This is a genomic window from Bordetella sp., assembly GCF_057362025.1.
The window spans coordinates 13,209-33,109 of the sequence record NZ_JBMQQZ010000100.1 but is presented as its reverse complement, the minus strand read 5'-3'; the positions used below and the strand labels follow the sequence as shown (position 1 = coordinate 33,109).

Below are 19,901 nucleotides of genomic sequence, written 5' to 3'. Positions count from 1 at the left end.
ATCGTTGCGGTTCATCGACCGATTATAGGTATGCCCATTCGAAGCGGCGGGAACACGCTTTGCGGCGCGCCTTTCGCGCCGCGTGGGGCGCATGGTTCCGCGGCGGCTGCCTCCGGTCCCCACACATGGAGCCTCATCATGAAAAAGGCGAAAAAACATCCGCCGGCGCGCGTCCTGCTCTGCATCGCCGCCGCCATCGCGTTGACGATGGCGCCGTGGGCGGTATCCGGCGTACAGGCCGCGGACCAGCGATCGTCGTCGGGAAGCTCACGGCCCCTCATGCCGGGCAATCAACCCGCCGGGACGGGCCTGAACCAGCCCGTGCCCGGGTCGGACATGGGGCCGAACGCGCAGCGGCCCCGTACGCCGGCCGTAACGCCGGGCACCGCGACGCCACCCACGTCCGTATCGCCGCCGGGCGGCCCCTCGTCCGGCCTGCCGGCCCAGGGCACCGTCAAGGGCAGCCAGGGTGCGCCGGGCTCGGTCGGCGACCCGGCAGGCGGCACGGCCGGAAGCCGTGGCGCCAAGGACAATCGCTACGGGCACTGAGCGCCGCGCGGCACGAAGCGGCGGCTGCGCACCCATTTCGTCGCGATCCATTTTTCGCCGGCCAACACCGGCGCGCCGGCATGCAACGAGGCCGGGTCGGTTTGCCCGGCCGCGTTGCCGTATTCGAAGTACACCGCGTGGCCCTGGCGCGGCGACACCGACCAGCCCGACTCCGGAAACGTCGTTTCACCGCCGGCGGGAACGTCGTTGAGATACATGATCAGCGTGCATACCCGCTGGCCGCTGCGTGCCACGGACTCGCGGTTGGCCTCGTTGGCGGGCATCAGGTAATCGACGTGCGGGGCGCTTTCCGCGCCGGCCGGATAGTGCAGGATCTGCAGCCCCTCGCCATTTTCCACCGGGCGGTCGATCAGGCAGGCGATGCGCCGCTCGATTTTCTCGATCAATGCCGTTTCGCCCAGGCGAAAAAACATGCCGAGGCTGCTGCGGTGGTCCTTCGCCACATCCAGGCCCGTTATGGGATCCACCACTAGCGATCGGCGCAGCCGCGGCCGCGCCGCGGCGATCAGCTGCGCGCATTCGTCCGTATCCAACACGTCGGCCAGGATCGCGGTACTGGGCCGGATCATGCGCGCGAGCACGCGCACATCGCGGTCGGGAGTGCGGATCAGCGGCCCGGCCGCCAGCCGCATGGCGTCCGGCCGATAAGCGGAAGGCGCGGCCTTCCCGTCCACGGTCGCATCGAGCACCAGTTTTCCCTCCGGCAGTGGCGTGCCGTGCGCCAGCGCGTGCGCGACGGCGCCCACCATTGCGGCGGCCAGGTCGGGTGCCGTGCGGTGCGCGATCAATTCGGAAACGATGTCCCGCGCGGCGACGCCGCGATGGAGGTTGTGCGCGATCCAGTCGCGCACCTGATCGGAGAATCTGACAGTGATGGCCATGGGGACGATGGTATGTCCCGCATGTTGCAGGCCATCGTTGCCCCGCTTCCGAAGCACGGCGGCGGGAAGCCTCGACGATGACGACGCTTCGCGGCGATGCGAGCGATATGACGACTTGGCGATGAACTGCTTGCGAATGGCTGAACGCATTGTGGCAGTGTCATGCACAAGCGCGATTTTGTGTAACCGCTGCGCAATGTGCGTATGGGGTAATGCCGCACTTCCAATCCGGTCGGCGGTCCTTGCGTTAGCGCATACCAACGGTTCGACGATCGACAACCCCATACATCCGTGAACATGGACCGTCGAAATTTCATCAAGTGGAGCAGCTTCCTGACTGTCTCGGTCGCCATGACCGGCACGCTTACCGCGTGCGGAGGCGACAATAACGACAGCGGCAATGACAGCAGCGGCGAGACGGCCCCGGCCGGCCCCGGCAATCCCGCGCCGGTGTCTTTCGCGCAGGGCGTCGCATCGGGGGATCCCCGGCCCGACAGCATCATCCTCTGGACCCGTGTGGAAGGCGCCAACGGCACGGACCCGGTGAAGGTAATCGTCCAGGTCGCCACGGACGATACGTTCTCGGCCTTGCTGGTCAACGAGACGATCGAGGCCGATCCGTCGTGGGACTACACGGTGCGTCACAAGGTCGTCGGCCTGGAGCCCACGACCCCGTATTTCTATCGCTTCGTCGCGGGCACGGTCACCAGCACGGCAGGCCGCACTAAAACCGCGCCCGCGGACGGCGCGGGCGTCGCGCAATTGAAGTTCGCCTTCATCTCCTGCCAGGACTGGAACGCCAACCATTGGGCGGCATTCGGCGAAATGCTGAATGAAGACCTGGACTTCGTCGTCCATCTGGGCGACTACATCTACGAAAGCCTGCCCGCCCGCGTGCTGACCGGCCAGACCGAGAAGACGCATGCGCCATTGGCCCTGCCCAACGGAACCAAGTTGGACGACGGGTCGGTTTACGCCACCACGGTGGCGGATTACCGCGCCCTGTACAAGAGCTATCGCTCGGATCCTCGGCTGCAGGCCCTGCACGCGCGCTTTCCGATGATCGCGATCTGGGACGACCATGAGTTCTCCGACGATGCCTGGCAGGATCACCAGACCTACACGGCCACGGACGACGAGACCGAACAGCTCGCCCGCCGCCGCAGCGCCAGCCAGGCGTGGTTCGAGTTCATGCCCGCGGACGTCACGCTGGACCTGAACAATCCGTCCTTCGAGAACATCCGGATCTATCGTTCCTTCACCTTCGGCTCGCTGGCCACGCTGGTGATGACCGACGAACGGCTGTACCGCGACGACCATGTCATTCCGGAATCGGCGACCGGCGGATTCCTCGGCAGCCGTTACCTGGTCGGGCGGGACACGCTGGCCGCCGCCGAGCAGGCCAAGATCGCCGCGGGCGGTACGCAGTCCATGCTGGGCAGCACGCAGCTGGCCTGGTGGAAGGACCAGATGCTGGCAAGCAAGCCCAAGACCGCCTGGCGCCTGTGGGGCAACGAGGTGTCGTTGCTGCGCATGCAGGTCGATGGCCAGGAGGCCGTGGTGCAACTGGTCACCGATGCCATCGTGGCGACGGACCCGGGCGACCTGGCGCCTTTGCGCAACACGGCCATTCTGCCGGCCGTTCGCCAGGACATCCAGGCGATCAAGACCTCGGGCACGCTGCCTGGCGCCTTTACCGCCATACATGCGCTGTTCGACACGGCATTCGGCGTGGACGCCGTCAACGCCTCCGTCGCGGCGATCAACGCGATGCTGCCGCCGGTGTCGTTCCTGAACGTCATCCTGTTCGACGCGGACCAGTGGGACGGCTACAACGCCGAGCGCAAGGACATGATGGCCTTCCTGAAGAACAACACCATTCCGAACGTGGTGGCGTTGACAGGCGACATCCATGCGTTCTTCTCCGGCCCGGTCATGGACGATTTCGACGCCAGTTCGCCGACGCCGGTGATGGTGGACCTGGTGACGGCCGGTGTATCCAGTACTTCGCTGTTCAGGTTCTACGTGGACGAAGTCCATGCGCAGCCCTCGCTGGCGGGCTTGCAGCCGCTGGTCTACCAGAACGTGACCAATAAGCTCAACGGCACGATGTCCACCTTCAACACGTGGCTGAAGTACGTCGATACCGACGCCCAGGGCTATGCCGTGGTGACGCTGACCGCGGACCGGCTGACCTGCGATTTCCGCAAGATGAAGCCGCTGGTCAATGGCGAGCTGCCCGCCGCGCCGGCGGTGGCCGGCACCACGACCGTGACGGTCGACACGGGCGTGCCTGCCGTCAACCTGGCCGTCTGAACCCGTCCATTCCGTACACCTCATTCCGTAGAGGGAAAGGTCCATGATCGTATCCAAGCACTCTCGTGACTCGCGGCGCGCGCCGCTTTACGCCTCGCTGACGGCCATCGCCGCGGCCCTGGCCCTGGCCGGTTGCAACGGTGGCGATGACAGTTCGTCCAGTCCCACCGCCAGCAATGACACGTCTGCCACCGTCACCATGCAGGGCGTGGTGACCGGCTCGAATTACCAGCCGGGCAGCACGACGAATCCCAACATCGATGCCGCTTATTTCCAGAACGCCAGGGTCTGTATCGATGCCAACACCAATGGCAAATGCGACCCGGAAGAGAACCCGGTCACCACCGACGGCAACGGTGCCTTCTCCTTGCAGGCCCCGGCTGTGGCGGCGCTGCTGGCCGATGTCGGCACCGACGCGGTCAATAGCGCCAGCGGAATGAAAGTCGCCAGGCGCATGGCGCTGCGTGTCTCGGCCGAAGAGATCCAGGACCAGGGTGCAGGCAAGATCGTCATCAGCCCGATGTCCAGCGAAATCCAGCGCATGGTCGAGGACGACAACAGCAGCTATGCCGCGGAGAAGGCCAACCTGGCCGCCCGCCTGAACGTGCAGGCCGCCGACGTCATCGTCGACGTGCACGCCACGCAGGGAGCCACCCGTACGTCGCTGCTGTTCGAAGCCAACCAGCTGGGCAACCGCTACACCTACGCCACGACCAAGCTCGATCGCGGGGACCTGTATCCCGATGCGCTGGCCGTGCCCGGCGGCGATCCGGAATTGACCAATAAGATCAACGTCACGCCCGAGACCGCGACCACGCCGGAGACCCGCAAGCCGATCACCTTCCTGCAGGCGCAACAGGCGGCCTTCAATGTGGAGGGCATCCCGCGCTACGACCATCTATTCGTTCTATTCCTGGAAAACAAGGGCTCGAATACGATTCTCAACCAGCCTTACGCACCCAAGATCGCCAAGTACCTGAAAGAGAACAACCAGCTGACGAATTATTTTTCGACCGGCCAGCCCAGCGAGCCCAACTACACCGCGGTCGGCGGCGGCGACGACTTCGGTATTACCGATGATTCGCAGTGGAATTGCAGCGCCACCGGCGCCAATGCGCCCAAGGACCCCTTGCCCACCCATGACAAGCCGGGCCTGGTGTCCTCGCCCTTCAGCGCGACGGCCAATTGCAACGGCACCAACCACAACATTACGGCGCCCAACCTGTTCACGGCGCTGGAGAACGCCGGCATGAACTGGCGCGTCTACGGCGAAACGATGAATCCCGGGCAGGACCCCCGCACGGACAGTGTCGCCGACGCCGCCATCACCGGTGTGGATACCGCATATCCGAACGGCATAGGCAACGATCCCACCCCCATCCCGTCGGGCGGCACGGTACCCCTGGCCAGCAATATGTACCGGACGAAGCACCATCCGGCAATGCCCTACCAGGACGCGCGCCTGTTGCCGGACTTCTTCTTCAGCAATCGCACCCTGGGTGGCGGACAGTTCGACGCCAACATGCAGAACGGCACCAAGTATGTGGTTCCCGCCAACTATGAGGTAGACCAGTTCGGCAAGGACCTGGACAGCGGCGACGTCGGCGCGCTGAACTTCCTGATCCCGGACCAGTGCGACGACATGCACGGCACGACGGTGAAAACCACGGGCGGCGCGCTTATCACCGACTGCGGCAGCCCCGCGATAATCACCCGTGGCGACAACTACGTCGACTACATCATCAAGAAAATCCAGGCGTCGCGGGTATGGAAGAACACCCAACAGCGTTCGGCGATCGTGATCATGTTCGACGAAGCCACGGCCAGCAGCGGCTTCAATTCCTGCTGCGGCTGGAACGTCAGCAACAGCACGGTGTCGCAGCCGCTTAAGGAGAACCCCGACGGCAGCTTCACGCCGGATCCCACGGTGGTCAACTATACGGAAGGCAACCACGGCCACGGCAATTCGATCTTCCTGGTCGTGACCAACCAGCCCAAGGCGCCCAAGGGCGTGGTGGACAGCGACGCATACAGCCATTTCTCCTTCGTTCGCACCATGCAGGACATGTTCCAGCTGGCCGACCCGGCCATCGACGGCTCGTACATGAATCGCGCCAAGTACACCGAGAAGTTCATCGCCGAGCACCTGCAGATCCTGCCGGAGTATGCGAACAGCGGCGACACGCACTTCGACTCGGTTCGTCCGATGAATCACGCCTACGTGATTCCAGCCGACTACCGCCAGAAGCAGTCGACCGACGCGGCCATGCCGCCGCAGATCGGCCCGGACAAGACGCAGGTCAGCGTCTGGGCGGTGAAGTGAAACTTCCGCAATCCAAAGGTTTTTTCATGCGCAAGCGTGTTCCGGTGGCGATCGCGCTGCTGGCGATGGCGGCCGTGGCGGGTGTGGCCGCGGGCGGGAGCGGCGGGCAGGGCACGGTCGCGTCCCCGCCGGGGCAGGCCGCGCAGGAAGCCCCCTGGCACAACCCCGTGATCCGGCAGCAGCCGCTCAGCCTGGCGGCCCAGGTGGGGCAGAGGCTGTTCTTCGACCACAACATGTCCGGTTCGCGCAGGATGTCCTGCGCCACCTGCCATGATCCGAAGTTCGCCTACGGTCCGCCCAACGACCTGGCCGCGCAACCGGGTGGCGCCGCCATGGCCGAGCGCGGCGTGCGCGCCGTGCCTTCGCTGCGCTACAAGGACAAGACGCCGCCGTATTCCGATTTGCTGGACAATCCCGACGCGATCAGCGTGCCCGGGCCCGGCGGCGGCTTCGACTGGGACGGCCGCGCCGCGGATCACGCCGGGCAGGCCGAGGGACCGTTGCTCGATCCGGTGGAGATGGCCAACACATCGGCCGCCGCCGTGGTGGCCAAGGTCAAGGCGGCCGACTATGCGCCGTTGTTCCGCCAGGCTTTCGGCGATCATGCCTTCGACGATACCGCCGCCGCCTTCCACGACATTACTGCGGCGCTACAGGCCTTCCAGCTGGAAGATGTCAGTTTCCGGCCGTACAACAGCAAGTTCGACCTGTACACCTCCAACAAGAAAGGCGGCGAGCTGACCGTGGCCGAGTTGCGCGGCATGAAGGTCTTCACGGATCCGGGCACGGGCAATTGCGCCTCGTGCCATTATCAGGGTGCGGGTTTTCGCGGCAGCAGCGCCCTGTTCACGGACTTCTCGTACGAGGCCATCGGCGTGCCGCGCAACGACATCCACGCGACGCGACCGCAGGCCAACCGCAACGATATCCCGGCCAACGACAAGGACGCCAAGCGTTTCGACATGGGCCTGTGCGGCCCGCAGCGGCCGGATCATGCCTTGACGGAGGACGGCAAGCCCAGCAGGTTCTGCGGCATGTTCAAGGCCCCGACGCTGCGCAACGTCGCGCTGCGCCGCTCGTTCTTCCACAACGGCGTCATTCATTCGCTGGAACAGGCGATCCGCTTCTACAACACGCGCGATACCAATCCGCAGCTGTGGTATCCGACCGTCGGCGGCAAGGTGCTCAAGCCAGGCGATCCCGGTTACGACAAGGACTATCCGACCTACGGGCTGATCACCGTGCAATATGCGAAAGGGACGGGCAAAGTGCAGAAGTACAACGACCTGCCCGCGCGATACTGGGGCAATATCGATACCCAGATGCCTTTGGACGGCCGCGCGGCCGGCTCCAAGCCCCCGATGTCGGAGCAGGACGTGCACGACCTGATCTGCTTCCTGAATACGCTGACCGACGACTACCGGCCCGACGCGCCGCCCACCGAGGCCCAGAAGGATTGCGTGAGCTGAGAGGATGCGGTGCGGGGTGTAAATGCAAAAAAACGATCCTTATCGAGGGGCGTTCTGAGGCGGTAGCGCTGGCGCCGGGCGGGACGATCCTGGCGCCGGCGGCCGATGCGCGTTAACACCCTGTAAGGCGGTATCTGATATAAGTGCCGGGTCCGGCTCCGGCGAAGTACAGCCCGAAGAATGGTGGAAGAGGCTGTTTCGCTGCCGGTTTCCACGGAGAAGCTTCATGACGCAAGAGCGAGAGCCGCGCAGGCGTTTCCTGCAGCAGGTATTGGCCATCGTGCCCGCCTCGACACTGGCCGCGGGTGCAGCGGTGAGCCAAACGGGGTGTACCGGCCAGCCGGCGCAGACCACCGCGGCGGCAAACGCGAATCCCCCCAAGCCCTACACTCCCACGTACTTCACCGAGGCGGAATGGAAGTTCGTCGCTGCCGCGGTGGATCACCTGATCCCGGCCGACCAGTACGGTGCCGGCGCCATCGAGGCCGGGGTTCCGGAGTTCATCGACCGGCAGATGGAAACGCCCTGGGGCCACGGCCAGCTGTGGTATATGCAAGGTCCGTTTCATCCCGATGTGGTGCCGGAGCTGGGTTACCAGATCAACCAGACGCCGCGCGATGTCTATCGCCACGGCATCGCCGCATGCGATGCATGGTGCAAGCAGCAGCACGGCAAGGTATTCGTCGACCTGGACAAGCCGCTGCAGGAGCAGGTCCTCAAGGATCTGGACACCGGCAAGATCGCCTTCGACAACGTGCCGTCGCGCACTTTCTTCAACTTCCTGCTTTCCAACACAAAGGAAGGCTATTTCGCCGATCCCATTTATGGGGGAAACAAACAGATGGCGGGGTGGAAGATGGTGGGCTTTCCGGGGGCCCGCGCGGACTTCGCGGACTGGACCGACCAGCCCAACGTCAAGTACCCGTACGGACCCGTGTCCATTTCCGGAGAAAAGGGCTGAGCGATGGCGATCAAGCGAGAGAAAGTCGACGTGGTGCTGGTCGGATTCGGCTGGACCGGCGCGATCATGGGTCAGGAGTTGACCGAAGCGGGCCTCAATGTGCTGGCGCTGGAGCGCGGCCCCATGCGGGATACGCCGACCGATGCGCAATATCCGAAGGTCATCGACGAACTGGCGTACTCGATACGCGGCAAGCTTTACCAGGAACTGGCCAAGGAAACTGTGACCATCCGCCACGGGGTGAACGATCTTGCGGTGCCCTACCGGCAAAACGGTTCCTTTCTGCTGGGCAACGGCGTGGGCGGCGCGGGCTTCCATTGGAACGGCATGCACTACCGGGTACTGCCCGAGGAATTGCAGCTGCGCACGCGCTACGAGGAACGCTACGGCAAGAAGTTCATCCCGGAGGACATGACGATCCAGGATTTCGGCGTGACCTACGAGGAACTGGAACCCTATTTCACCCAGTTCGAGTATGTATGCGGCACGTCGGGCAAGGCGGGCAACCTCCAGGGCAAGATCGTCCCCGGCGGCAATCCGCTGGAAGGCGCGCGCAGCAAGGATTATCCGGTGCCGCCGCTGCCCAATACCCTGGGCGCGCAGCTGTTCGAGAAAGCCGCGCGCGAGGTCGGCTTCCACCCCTATCCGGCGCCAGCTGCCAACGCATCCGAGCCGTACACCAACCCCTACGGCGTGCGCCTGGGGCCCTGTAACTTCTGCGGCTTTTGCGAGAACTACGGCTGCTATATGTACGCCAAGGCTTCGCCGCAGACCACCATCCTGCCGGTTCTGCTGAAGAAGCCGAATTTCGAACTGCGCACGCATTCGCACGTGCTCAAGGTCAATCTGGATTCGTCGGGCAAGAAGGCGACGGGCGTCACCTACATCGACGCGCAGGGGCGGGAGGTCGAACAGCCGGCCGATCTGGTGATCCTGACCGCGTACCAGATGCATAACGTACGCCTGCTGCTGCTTTCCGGCATTGGCAAGCCCTACGATCCGGCCACCAACGAAGGAACGGTGGGCAAGAACTACGCCTACCAAATGAACGGCGCGGTCAATGTCCTGCTGCCCAAAGGCACGCAGCTCAATCCCTTCGTCGGCACGGGTGCGGGCGGCGTATCGATGGACGATCTGAATGGCGACCAGTTCGATCACGGGCCGCTGGGTTTCATCGGCGGCGCTTCGATCCGGCATATCCGCTATGGCGGCCGGCCCATCGCGCAAACGCCCACCATGCCGGGCGCGCCGCGCTGGGGCAGCGGGTGGAAGGCAGCCGTGCAGGATACCTACCAGCGTTATATGAGCATCGGCATCTCGGGATCGGTCATGTCCTACCGCGACGCGTATCTCTCGCTCGATCCGACCTACAAGGACGCCTTTGGCCAACCGCTGCTGCGCATGACCTTCGACTGGCACGATAACGAGTTCGACATGATCGGGCACCTCGGCACGCGCATGGACGAGGTCGCCAAGGCCATGAACCCCGAGAAGCACTTCGTCGCTGTGCGCAAGAAGGGCTCGCACTACGACACCCGCGTCTACCAGAGCACGCACAACACCGGCGGCGCGATCATGGGCACGAATCCCAAGGAAAGCGTCGTCAACCGGTATCTTCAGAGCTGGGACGTTTCCAATGTCTTTGTGATGGGCGCCTGCCTGTTCCCGCAGAACATGGGATACAACCCGACGGGGCTGGTCGGGGGGCTGGCCTACTGGGCCGCGCATCATATCCGCGAGCAATATCTGAAGAATCCCGGCCCGCTGGTGCAGGCATAAGGAGGCGTCAACATGATGAAGCCACATCTCATCGCCGCCGCCTTCACGCTGGCGGCTACCCAGGCCTGGGCGCAGGCGCCCGCGGCGGGCAATGCCGATGCGCAAATGATTAAGCAAGGCGAATACCTGTCGCGCGCGGCCGATTGCGTGGCCTGCCACACCGTGCCGGGCGGCAAGCCCTACGCCGGCGGCCTGCCCTTCGAGACACCGATAGGTACGGTGTACTCCAGCAACATCACGCCGGACAAGGGCACCGGCATCGGCGGCTACAGCTACGAGGACTTCGACCGCGCCGTGCGCCATGGCGTGGGCAAGGGCACCGGCAACCTGTACCCGGCCATGCCCTATACCTCGTACGCCCATATCCGGCCCGACGACGTCAAAGCGCTGTACGCATACTTCATGCACGGTGTGGCGCCGGTCAGCCAGCAAAACAAGGACGCGGATATTCCGTGGCCGCTATCGATGCGCTGGCCCCTGGGCATCTGGCGGGCGCTGTTCGCGCCGGACGTTGCCGCCGAGGCGGCCCCCGGTGCCGGCGAACCGGCGGCGGCTGCCGGCGGCGCCGAGGTGCTGCGCGGACGCTATCTGGTCGAGGGCCTGGGCCATTGCAGCGCCTGCCATACGCCGCGCGGCTTCGCGCTGCAGGAAAAGGCGTCCACCGACGCCGGCGGTCCGGAGTTCCTGTCCGGCGCCGTCGTGGAAAACTGGCTGGCGAAGGACCTGCGCGGCGACGTCAATAGCGGACTGGGCGGGTGGAGCAAGGAAGACATCGTCGCGTTCCTGAAGAGCGGCCGCAACGCGCATTCCGCCGCCTTCGGCGGCATGGCGCAGGTGGTACAGGACAGCACGCAATACATGAGCGACGCCGACTTGAACGCCATCGCGGCCTACCTGAAGACGCTGAAGCCCGCCGATAAGGAGGGTGCGCCCAAGCTCGCCTACAACGATGCGACGGGCCAGGCCTTGCGCACGGGCGGCGACAAGAGCGACGGCGCCATCACCTTCCTGAACAACTGCGCGGCCTGCCACCGCAGCAGCGGCAAGGGATATACGGAAACCTTCCCGCAGTTGGCGCAAAGCTCGACGGTATTGAGCAAGGATCCCGCCTCGTTGATTCATCTGGTGCTGAAGGGCGCGCAGATGCCGGGTACCCGCTCGGCACCCACGGCATACGCGATGCCGGGCTTCGACTATCGCCTGACCGATGCCGAGGTCGCCGCGGTCGTGACCTTCGTGCGCAATAGTTGGGGCAACCAGGCCCCCGCCGTGAGCGCGGACCAGGTCGCCAAGGTGCGGAAGGAGGTGGGGGCGGAGCCCGCCCCGGTGCGATAACGCCGGACCGGGCCGGCGCCCTTTGTGGAGTACCATCGAAGGCTTACCCACCGGGAGATAGCCATGCAGCGAGTCATTACCGAAAACCAGATTCCAACGGGCGATTTCCGGAAAGTGAAGTACGTCGGGGCCATCAAGGATCGCGTCGACGACGGCAATAGCACCCCCGTCTGGACTATCGACGCAAAATCGCCGTACGCCCAGCAGGGCGGCACAGGGCCGATCGACACCTGGACCGAAGTCATGATCGACGTGGAGGATCCCACCTCGGCCGAAACCCTGGCCCGGCTGAAGCGTGCCGTCGAGGCGCGGCTGATGCAGCAACTGGGGTAAGTAGGGAAAACGAAAAGGCCCGCATCGAGCGATGCGGGCCTTGATGTGTCTGGAGGCGCAAGCCGGAACCGATTTTAGAAATATAGCACCCAGTGCTATATTTGCAAATCCAGATGGCAGATTCAATGCGCAAAAAACAACCCCGTTTTTTCAAGACCAGGGCATTTGCCAAGCTTGCTGCCAAGGCACAGATTCTCGATGAAGAGCTGCTGCGCGCCGGCAAGGATCTGGCCGAGGGCAAAGGCGACAACCTGGGCGGTAATGTCTGGAAGAAGCGTCTCCACAAGAACATGCATCGCAGTATTGTCGTTGAGAAGGTGGGGGACCACTGGTTTTTCGTGTACCTGTACGCAAAGAATGATCGTGAGAACATCGACCAGGCTGAAGAGGCTGCGTTCAAACGGTTGGCTACGCTGTTCGCGGCCATGAGCAGTGCGCAGCTCGATGACCAGCTCAAGATCAAGGAACTCAGGGAGATTGTCAGTAATGGCGACTAAATCTCGATTCAAAAGTGATGCGTTCGAGGCTATTCATAGCGCGGCCGCCGGCCTTCAGCGTTCTGGTGCGGTGAGCAAACAAACGATGCGAGAGTTCGATGAGATGTGTCTCGCTGAGGCCCCACACTTCGACGCAAAGGCCATCGTGAAGATTCGCAGGGCAGCAAAAGTCAGCCAGCCCGTGTTCGCCAAGTACCTCAACACGAGCACTTCCACCGTGCAGAAGTGGGAAAGCGGCGCGAAGCAGCCGAGCGGTATCGCGGCGCGGTTGCTGCAGGTCGTAAAGAAACACGGGCTTGATGTGCTGGCTTGATTCGGCAGCTTGATGGGCACCCGATCGAACGCTATACGTATTTGATCTGCCATGGGTGGTGATTTGGAAATCATCGCCAAATTGCCTGACGGTGCAGGTGGCTGCCTTAAGTGGCTTCCTTAAGTGGCTTCCTTAAGTGGCCGCTGGCCAGTCGCCAGTCTCAACAAAATCGGGATGGGTCTTCTGCTGGCTTGCCCCTGGCAGCCGTACAGGCAAAACGAAAAGGCCCGCATCGAGCGATGCGGGCCTTGATGTGTCTGGAGGCGCAAGCCGGAATCGAACCGACGTACACGGATTTGCAATCCGCTGCATAACCACTCTGCCATTGCGCCTTTATTTTTTCCTGGCGATCGCCCACAGGGGCGCCGGAAGGAAGCCAAAGATTCTAACATCATCCGGCGACAGCTGCACGGCCGCCCGGTTCGGGCCGTTTGAGGCGGCCTCCGGGGGGATGGGGCGCGGTGCCGCGGGCTATCAAACCAGTCTTCGCTATCCCGTTGGGCGAGACCGTCCGCAAGACCGTCCTACGGGCCCCGTGCGGAGGTACGATGTCGCGTCACATCGCCCGCTCCCCCAGCCTGGAGGAACCCATGAGTTCCGTTGATGCCTTTGCTTCCCTTGAACAGATCGGCCGCGAACTGGACAGCGGCGCGTTGACCAGCCAGGCGCTGGTGCGCACGCGGCTGGACCGGATCGAGCGGCTGGATCCCGCGCTCCACGCCTACATGGACGTCTACGCCGACGCGGCGATGTCCGCGGCGCGGGCCGCGGACCAGTTGCGCGAGGCGGGCATCGTGCTGGGGCCGCTGCATGGCGTCACGGTGGCGATCAAGGATCTGTTCGATATCGCCGGCCGGCCGGTGACGTACGGCTCGAAGTCGCTGCCGGCACGCATCTCCGACCATACGGCGACCGTGGTCCGCAGGCTGCAAGGCGCGGGCGCGATCGTGCTGGGAAAGACGCAGACGGTGGAGTTTGCCTTTGGCGGGTGGGGTACCAATTCGTCCTTCGGAACGCCCCGCAACCCCTGGGACATGCGCACGCACCGGGTGCCGGGCGGATCGAGCAGCGGATCGGGCGTGGCCGTGGCCGGCGGGCTGGCTTGCGCGGCGATCGGCACGGATACGGGCGGTTCGGTGCGCATTCCGGCGTCGATGTGCGGACTGGTGGGCTTGAAGACGACGGTCGGGCTGGTCAGCCGGGACGGCTTGATGCCCCTTAGCGCGACCCTGGATACCGTGGGGCCGATGACGCACACCGTCGCGGACGCTGCCTTGATGCTGGATGCGATCGCCGGTCCGGATCCGCTCGATCCGGCTTCGCGCCATGCGCCGGTACGGTCCGTGCTGCCGGGCCTGCGCGTTGGCGCCGATGGCATGCGGGTCTGGGCCATGCCGGACGAGGAACGCGAAGGCGTCGACGAGGCCGTGCTGGCAGCCTACGACCAGGCGCTGGACACGCTGCAGTCGCTGGGCTTGTGCGTGGTGCGGCGGCGCTTGCCGAAAGGGTCCGTGGAAGCCATGAACATGGCGGGCGGGATCATGAGCGCCGAAGGCTATGCCAATCTGGGTGCCATCGCCGAACGCGACGACCTGGTGGTGGATCCATATGTGCGGCGGCGGGTGCTGTCGGGACGGGCCATCGGCGCGGCGGAGTACCTGAATCTGCTCAAGGCGCGCGAGCGGGCCAAGTCCGAAATGATGACGGCGATGGATGGCGCGGATTTCCTGCTGCTGCCGACGACGCCGCTGCCCGCGATTCCGGTGGACCAGGTGGACCAAACCACGTCGACACTGGCGCGCCTGAATCGCATGGGCAATCTGCTGGATATGTGCTCGATCGCGGTGCCGTCGGGATTTTCTCCGGCGGGGTTGCCGTTGTCGGTGCAATTCGTCGGGCGCGGGTTCGATGAACCTGTGATCCTGCGTGCCGCATATGCATACGAGCAGGTGACGCGCTGGCACGAGCGGCGGCCGGAAGGGCTGGATTGATGGCGGAAACGATGGAAATTCGCATCATTCCGCGCTGACAAGCGAGCTGCCGCTTCATGCGGCATCCTTGTCTAGCGGCAGAGTAAGGAATCCAGTGAACGAAATCCGCGCCATTTCGCTGTTCGTCAGGACGGCCACGCTGGGCAGCCTGCGCAAGGCCGCCATCGAGCAAGGTGTGACGCCGCAGGCCGCCAGCCTGGCTGTCACGCAGCTGGAAAAGCACCTGGGCATACGCCTGTTCCACCGCACCACGCGGCAGATCAGTCTGACCGACGAGGGGCGGCGCTTCCTGGAGTCGGTCCAATCGCCGCTGGAGGCGCTGAACGACGCCATGGCCAGCGCCCGTCACGCGGATCTGGCCAGCGGCCCCTTGCGTGTCACGGCGCCGCGCAGCGTGGGCAGTACCGTGTTGTGGCCGTTGTTCGAGGCATTCGCGCAGGCATACCCGGACGTGCAGCTGGACATCCAGTTGGAGGATCGTTTCCAGGACTGGGTGGCCGAACGCATCGATGTCGGCTTTCGGGCGGGCCAGCAGCCGGACGGAAGAATCATCGCGCGGCGGGTGCTGCCCATCCAGCTGATCGTCTGCGCCTCGCCGGACTATCTGGTGCGGCATGGCGCTCCCGCGACCATCGATGACCTGGTTTCGCACCGCTGCACCGGCTATTTGCAGCCCAATACCGGCAAGGTGGCACCTTGGGAATTCCAGGTGGGAGAAGAAATCGTCTATCGCGATATCCCGCCGTCCTTCTGCATCAATGATCCCGAACTGGAAACCCGCGCGGTGCTAGGGGGGCTGGGGATAGGGCAGTTGGGCAGTTTCACCGCGGTGCCGTCGATCCGGGCTGGGCAGTTGGTGCCGTTGCTGCTGCCGCACACGGTGCAGCGGATCGCGATGTATCTGTGCTACGCCCGGCGCACGCAGATGCCGGCACGCGTGCGGCTGTTCATCGACTTCATGACGGAGCGGCTTCTGGCCAGCACGGAATGGCACTTGAACCAAGAGGAACTGGGCGTCGGCAAGCCGGCGCCCAGGCGAAGGACTCGGCTCAAGGTGTGATGCTGGCGGCTATCTCTTACTTCGGGAAATCCGTCGAGGCGGCAAGTTCGCGCCAAGCCGCGGTTTCCTCGGCGACATACGCATTCTTGCCGGCGATGGCGGCCAGGGTGTCGGTGCCAAAGGGCATGCGTAGCGGCGGACGTTCGGCGTCGATCAGCTTGATCATGGCCGTTGCCAGGCGCTTGGGATCGCCCGGCTGCTGGTGGCTGATCCGCGCGGCATGCTCTCGCACCTTGCCGGCTGTTTCGGCGTAATCCGCGATGACGGCCGGCGACTTGACCAGGGACGATGCATCCAGGAAGTCGGTGCGGAAATAGCCCGGCTCGACCACGGTGGCGTGGATTCCGAGCGGCGCCAGTTCGTCGTGCAGGGCTTCGGTCAGGCCTTCTACCGCGAACTTGGTGGAGCAGTACACGCCGAAGCCGGCAGCGGCGCGGTAGCCGCCAATAGACGAGATATTCACGATATGGCCGGTCTTCCGTTCGCGCATATGGGGCAGGACGGCGCGCGTCACGTTCAGCAGGCCAAAGACATTGGTGTCGTACATCCGGCGCACGTCGGCGTCGTCGGCTTCTTCCACCGCGCCCAGCAGGCCGAAGCCGGCATTATTGACCACGACGTCGATGCGGCCGAAACGCGCGACCGCGGCACTGGCGGCGGCCTGTGCCTGAGTCGCGTCGGTCACGTTCAGCTGGACGGGCAGGACGTTGGGCGAATCGCCGAAGCGTTCCGCCAGGGCGGCGACGTTGCGGCCGGTAACGACGACGGCGTTGCCGTCGGCCAGCGCGGCGTCGGCGATCAGGGCACCGAGGCCGCGCGCGGCGCCGGTGATGAACCAGACACGCTTGATGGAGGAAGAGGATGAGGTCGTCATGGCGGTACTCCCGTAGGTTTCGAGATCAGTGGGGCGCGGCGTGTTTGCTTGAAGTCTGGTGCCGCGTTGGATGCCACTTTAGGGATCCGGAGCCGGTCGGCCTAGCCACGGAATACTGACTTGATTGACAACAAAAACTTGTCAATACCGGTTTTCAGCCACGGTCGGCGGCGGCGGGCAGCCGACTGCCAGCGCGTCGCCAGCTTCGGTCGATTACGATGTGGGCGCTGCCCTGCCGCCGCTGGGCGCTTGACGGCAGCCCGAATCTGTTACCGCACGAGCCACACACGGAGAATCTCTCATGATCGGTTTTGCAATCCACCCCCGCCAACGCGCCGTCTCCGCCGACGTCGCCGCCAAGTTCGTCGGCATGCCGGTGGCCAATCTTAGCGACTGCATGTCGCGCATGACGGCCGGCGGGCCGCGCCTGCGGCCCATGCATGACGGCACGTACATGGCCGGCCCGGCGCTGACCGTGCGGTCGCGGCCCGGCGACAACCTGATGGTGCACAAGGCGCTCGATGTCGCGGCGCCCGGCGACGTCATCGTGGTCGATGCCGGCGGCGACCTGACCAATGCCATCATCGGCGAGATCATGGCGACCTACGCCAAGAGCCGGAAGCTGGGCGGCATCGTGATCAACGGATCCATACGCGATGCCGGCGCGCTGCGCCGCAGCGATTTTCCGGTCTACGCCGCGGGTGTCACGCACCGCGGTCCGTACAAGGATGGCCCGGGCGAAATCAACTGCACGATCGCGCTGGATGGCATGACGATCGAACCCGGCGATCTGATCCTGGGCGACGAGGATGGCTTGCTGTGCATTCCTTATGCCGATGTCGAAGCCGTTTACGAAGCGGGCAAGGCCAAGAACGCGGCGGAGGAAAAGACCTTCGCGAATATCGCGGCCGGCACGCATGACACCAGCTGGGTCGACGCGCGCCTGAAGGCGCTGGGATGCCTGAAAGGCTGATCCCGCGCGGCGCCGCTACCCTCCTGTCGCTACGCGACCCCTCCCCACGGGAGGGCGGCGCTGTCGCCCACCAACGCCCGGCGAGGTATATCCCGGGCGTTATGGTTGATAATTTAAATTCATTTCGGAATGCATGGCTCCGACAGGATAATTTCCGTCGAAGACGATAGACAAAGAGGACGGACGATCGCGGCGGCACAGGCCGGCACGATGAATCCGCCAAGAGCCCGGGGTGACTGATGTCGCCGGACATGGGCATAGCGGCCGCGCGGTGCGGCCAGCTATATGGAGACTGTCATGGCCATGTGTAGCAGCGCCGGCATCCGCCGTGCCCTCGTACATTCTGTTTTACTTCGCAGCCCTGCGTCGATGTCCTCGCTGGCATGCCGCCGCGTGCCCGGTCGGGTGCCGGATTTCTCCCACAAGCTTGCGCCCGGTCTGGCGCAAGGCCGGTCTTCATAGCGCAATCTGTCATGCGGCCAAGGCGCGCCATAGCGCCATGCCCCCGCGACGCCATACCGACTACCCAAGCAGAACGTGCCGGCCGCCACGCCGGGACAGCGGGCGACCGAGCGCGATGGATACGCACGCCTTCGCGGCGCCGCGACGTTGTCCCTGGCGCGCCACATTTGCACCGAGTACAGGAGGACTACACGCATGCAGCTTGCCAAGCACTATATCGACGGCGCCTGGATCGAATCCGTGGCGGGACAAGGCCGGCAGGGCCTGTCGCAAAATCCCGCGACATCCGAGCCCGCGGCGCATTTCGCCGACGGCGGCATCGACGAAGCGCTGGCCGCCATCGATGCCGCGCGCCGCGCCTTCGAGCAGCCCAGCTGGCGTCGGTCGCCGCGCCTGCGCGCCGAAGTGCTGTGGGATTTCGCCGTGCGCCTGGAAGCCCGCAAGGAAGAGATCGCCGACTGGCTGGTCACGCTGAACGGCAAGCTGCGGCGCGAGGCGCTGGGTGAAATCCTGGCCGGCGTATCCGAACTGAAGTACTACGCCGGTCTGGCGCGCAATCTGTTCGGCCGGGTCATCGAGGTCGAGCCAGGCTGCCATGCATCGCTGCGGCGCGAAGCGGCCGGCGTGGCGGCCATCATCCTGCCGTGGAACGCGCCCATTACCCTGCTGGTGCGTTCGTTGGCCCCGGCGTTGGCCGCGGGCTGCGCGACGGTGATCAAGCCCGCTTTCCAGACAGCGCTGGCGCATAACCTGGCCCTGGAGTGCCTGACGGCCGATCCGCGCCTGCCCGCCGGCATTGTCAATTCCGTCATCGAAAGCGGTTCCGCCGTGTCCCAGGCGCTGTGCGAGTCGCCCGATGTGGATGTGGTCAGCTTCACGGGATCGACGGCGGTGGGCAAGAAGATCGCCGCCGCCGCCGCGGGCACGCTCAAGCGCCTGTCGCTGGAACTGGGGGGCAAGGCGCCCGCGCTGGTTTTCGCCGACGGCGCGTCGGATGCCACCGTCAAGGGCATCACGGCAGGCAGCCTGATCATGGCCGGGCAGCAATGCACCGCCATCGCTCGCGTCCTGGTGCAGGACAGCGTCTACGCCGACTTCACTCGGCGCCTGGCGGACGCTTTCCGCGCGGTTCGAGTCGGAGTGGGCAGCGATCCGCAATCGCAGATGGGCAGCCTGATCGATATCGCCAGCCGCGACCGTATCGCCGGTCTCGTCGCGCGCGCCGCGGATGCCGGCGAGGTGCTGGTGCGCGGCGAAACGCCGGGCGGCGCGCTTGGAAAGGGTGCTTTCCTGACGCCCAGCCTGGTGGCCATCGAGGACCTGAATTCCGACTATGTGCAGCACGAGTTGTTCGGCCCGCTGCTGATCGTTGAACGCTTCAAGGATGAAGAGGACGCGATCCGCCGCGCCAACGCCACGCGCTACAGCCTGGCATCCAGCGTGTGGACGGGCGACGGCGTGCGCGGCGAACGCGTGGGCGCCAGGCTGCGTTTCGGGACGGTCTGGGCGAATACCCACAACCGCCTGTTCGCGGAGGCCGAAACCGGCGGGCATGGCGACAGCGGCTACGGCCGCCTGCACGGCGCGGAAGGCTTGAACGACTTCCTGGAAACCAAGCACTACTACTTCGAAACAGGTCTTTGAACCGGTCCGCGCGAATGACGGCCGGTGCGCACCAACGGTGGCGACGATCGCAAGCGGCCGCCACCGGCTCGCAGGCAGGGAAGGAACGATGACGCCATGACGGCGCCACACAACGGAGAC

Annotated in this window: 16 protein-coding genes and 1 tRNA gene; 14 read left to right on the top strand and 3 right to left on the bottom strand. The window is 64.8% G+C overall.

From position 1 onward, the window contains the following. Window positions 1-138: 138 nt before the first annotated feature. On the top strand, window positions 139-549 hold the full coding sequence (locus ACO1P8_RS22415) for a hypothetical protein (protein ID WP_486298053.1): 411 nt from the start codon (window positions 139-141) through the stop codon (window positions 547-549). Here ACO1P8_RS22415 and ACO1P8_RS22410 read toward each other — a convergent pair. Continuing rightward, window positions 537-1,451, bottom strand: a complete 915-nt coding sequence (locus ACO1P8_RS22410) for a 2OG-Fe(II) oxygenase (protein ID WP_486298152.1) — start codon at window positions 1,449-1,451, stop codon at window positions 537-539. The genes ACO1P8_RS22415 and ACO1P8_RS22410 overlap by 13 nt on opposite strands. Before the next feature lie 297 nt (window positions 1,452-1,748). Between ACO1P8_RS22410 and ACO1P8_RS22405 the strand changes: the two genes are divergently transcribed. The 9 genes from ACO1P8_RS22405 (at window position 1,749) to ACO1P8_RS22365 (ending at window position 12,777) form a co-directional block, all read left to right on the top strand. Then, complete coding sequence (locus tag ACO1P8_RS22405; protein WP_486298052.1) at window positions 1,749-3,767, top strand: alkaline phosphatase D family protein; 2,019 nt, start codon at window positions 1,749-1,751, stop codon at window positions 3,765-3,767. A gap of 43 nt (window positions 3,768-3,810) precedes the next feature. After that, a complete protein-coding gene (locus ACO1P8_RS22400) occupies window positions 3,811-6,090 on the top strand; it encodes an alkaline phosphatase family protein (protein WP_486298051.1) in 2,280 nt (759 codons plus the stop codon). A 26-nt stretch (window positions 6,091-6,116) separates the two neighbouring features. After that, window positions 6,117-7,559 (top strand): cytochrome-c peroxidase, encoded by a 1,443-nt coding sequence (locus tag ACO1P8_RS22395; RefSeq protein WP_486298050.1) that lies wholly within the window; start codon window positions 6,117-6,119, stop codon window positions 7,557-7,559. 226 nt (window positions 7,560-7,785) lie between these two features. After that, window positions 7,786-8,520, top strand: a complete 735-nt coding sequence (locus ACO1P8_RS22390) for a gluconate 2-dehydrogenase subunit 3 family protein (protein ID WP_486298049.1) — start codon at window positions 7,786-7,788, stop codon at window positions 8,518-8,520. Window positions 8,521-8,523: 3 nt separating this feature from the next. Then, complete coding sequence (locus ACO1P8_RS22385; protein WP_486298048.1) at window positions 8,524-10,299, top strand: GMC family oxidoreductase; 1,776 nt, start codon at window positions 8,524-8,526, stop codon at window positions 10,297-10,299. Between the two features lie 12 nt (window positions 10,300-10,311). Then, the gene (locus ACO1P8_RS22380; protein ID WP_486298047.1) at window positions 10,312-11,634 is read left to right on the top strand and encodes a c-type cytochrome; all 1,323 of its coding nucleotides are present in this window, start codon (window positions 10,312-10,314) and stop codon (window positions 11,632-11,634) included. A 63-nt stretch (window positions 11,635-11,697) separates the two neighbouring features. Continuing rightward, a complete protein-coding gene (locus ACO1P8_RS22375; RefSeq protein ID WP_486298046.1) occupies window positions 11,698-11,967 on the top strand; it encodes a hypothetical protein in 270 nt (89 codons plus the stop codon). A 113-nt stretch (window positions 11,968-12,080) separates the two neighbouring features. Beyond that, on the top strand, window positions 12,081-12,464 hold the full coding sequence (locus ACO1P8_RS22370) for a type II toxin-antitoxin system RelE/ParE family toxin (protein WP_486298045.1): 384 nt from the start codon (window positions 12,081-12,083) through the stop codon (window positions 12,462-12,464). Further along, on the top strand, window positions 12,454-12,777 hold the full coding sequence (locus tag ACO1P8_RS22365) for a helix-turn-helix domain-containing protein (protein ID WP_486298044.1): 324 nt from the start codon (window positions 12,454-12,456) through the stop codon (window positions 12,775-12,777). Before ACO1P8_RS22370 ends, ACO1P8_RS22365 begins: the two co-directional genes overlap by 11 nt. A 258-nt stretch (window positions 12,778-13,035) precedes the next feature. Here ACO1P8_RS22365 and ACO1P8_RS22360 read toward each other — a convergent pair. Then, window positions 13,036-13,109 (bottom strand) — tRNA-Cys (locus ACO1P8_RS22360). Window positions 13,110-13,367: 258 nt separating this feature from the next. On the opposite strand from ACO1P8_RS22360, the gene ACO1P8_RS22355 reads away from it, so the two are divergent. Next, window positions 13,368-14,768: an amidase gene (locus tag ACO1P8_RS22355; protein WP_486298043.1), complete on the top strand. Its 1,401-nt coding sequence runs from the start codon at window positions 13,368-13,370 to the stop codon at window positions 14,766-14,768. Between the two features lie 94 nt (window positions 14,769-14,862). Then, window positions 14,863-15,828 (top strand): LysR family transcriptional regulator, encoded by a 966-nt coding sequence (locus ACO1P8_RS22350; protein WP_486298042.1) that lies wholly within the window; start codon window positions 14,863-14,865, stop codon window positions 15,826-15,828. A 16-nt stretch (window positions 15,829-15,844) separates the two neighbouring features. On the opposite strand, the gene ACO1P8_RS22345 is transcribed toward ACO1P8_RS22350, so the two are convergent. Then, complete coding sequence (locus ACO1P8_RS22345; RefSeq protein WP_486298041.1) at window positions 15,845-16,702, bottom strand: oxidoreductase; 858 nt, start codon at window positions 16,700-16,702, stop codon at window positions 15,845-15,847. Window positions 16,703-17,003: 301 nt separating this feature from the next. Here ACO1P8_RS22345 and ACO1P8_RS22340 point away from each other — a divergent pair, with 301 nt between their 5' ends. Together ACO1P8_RS22340 and ACO1P8_RS22335 are read left to right on the top strand one after the other, a co-directional pair. Continuing rightward, a complete protein-coding gene (locus ACO1P8_RS22340) occupies window positions 17,004-17,675 on the top strand; it encodes an RraA family protein (protein ID WP_486298040.1) in 672 nt (223 codons plus the stop codon). Between the two features lie 657 nt (window positions 17,676-18,332). After that, window positions 18,333-19,781, top strand: a complete 1,449-nt coding sequence (locus ACO1P8_RS22335) for an aldehyde dehydrogenase family protein (RefSeq protein WP_486298039.1) — start codon at window positions 18,333-18,335, stop codon at window positions 19,779-19,781. Window positions 19,782-19,901 lie beyond the last annotated feature (120 nt).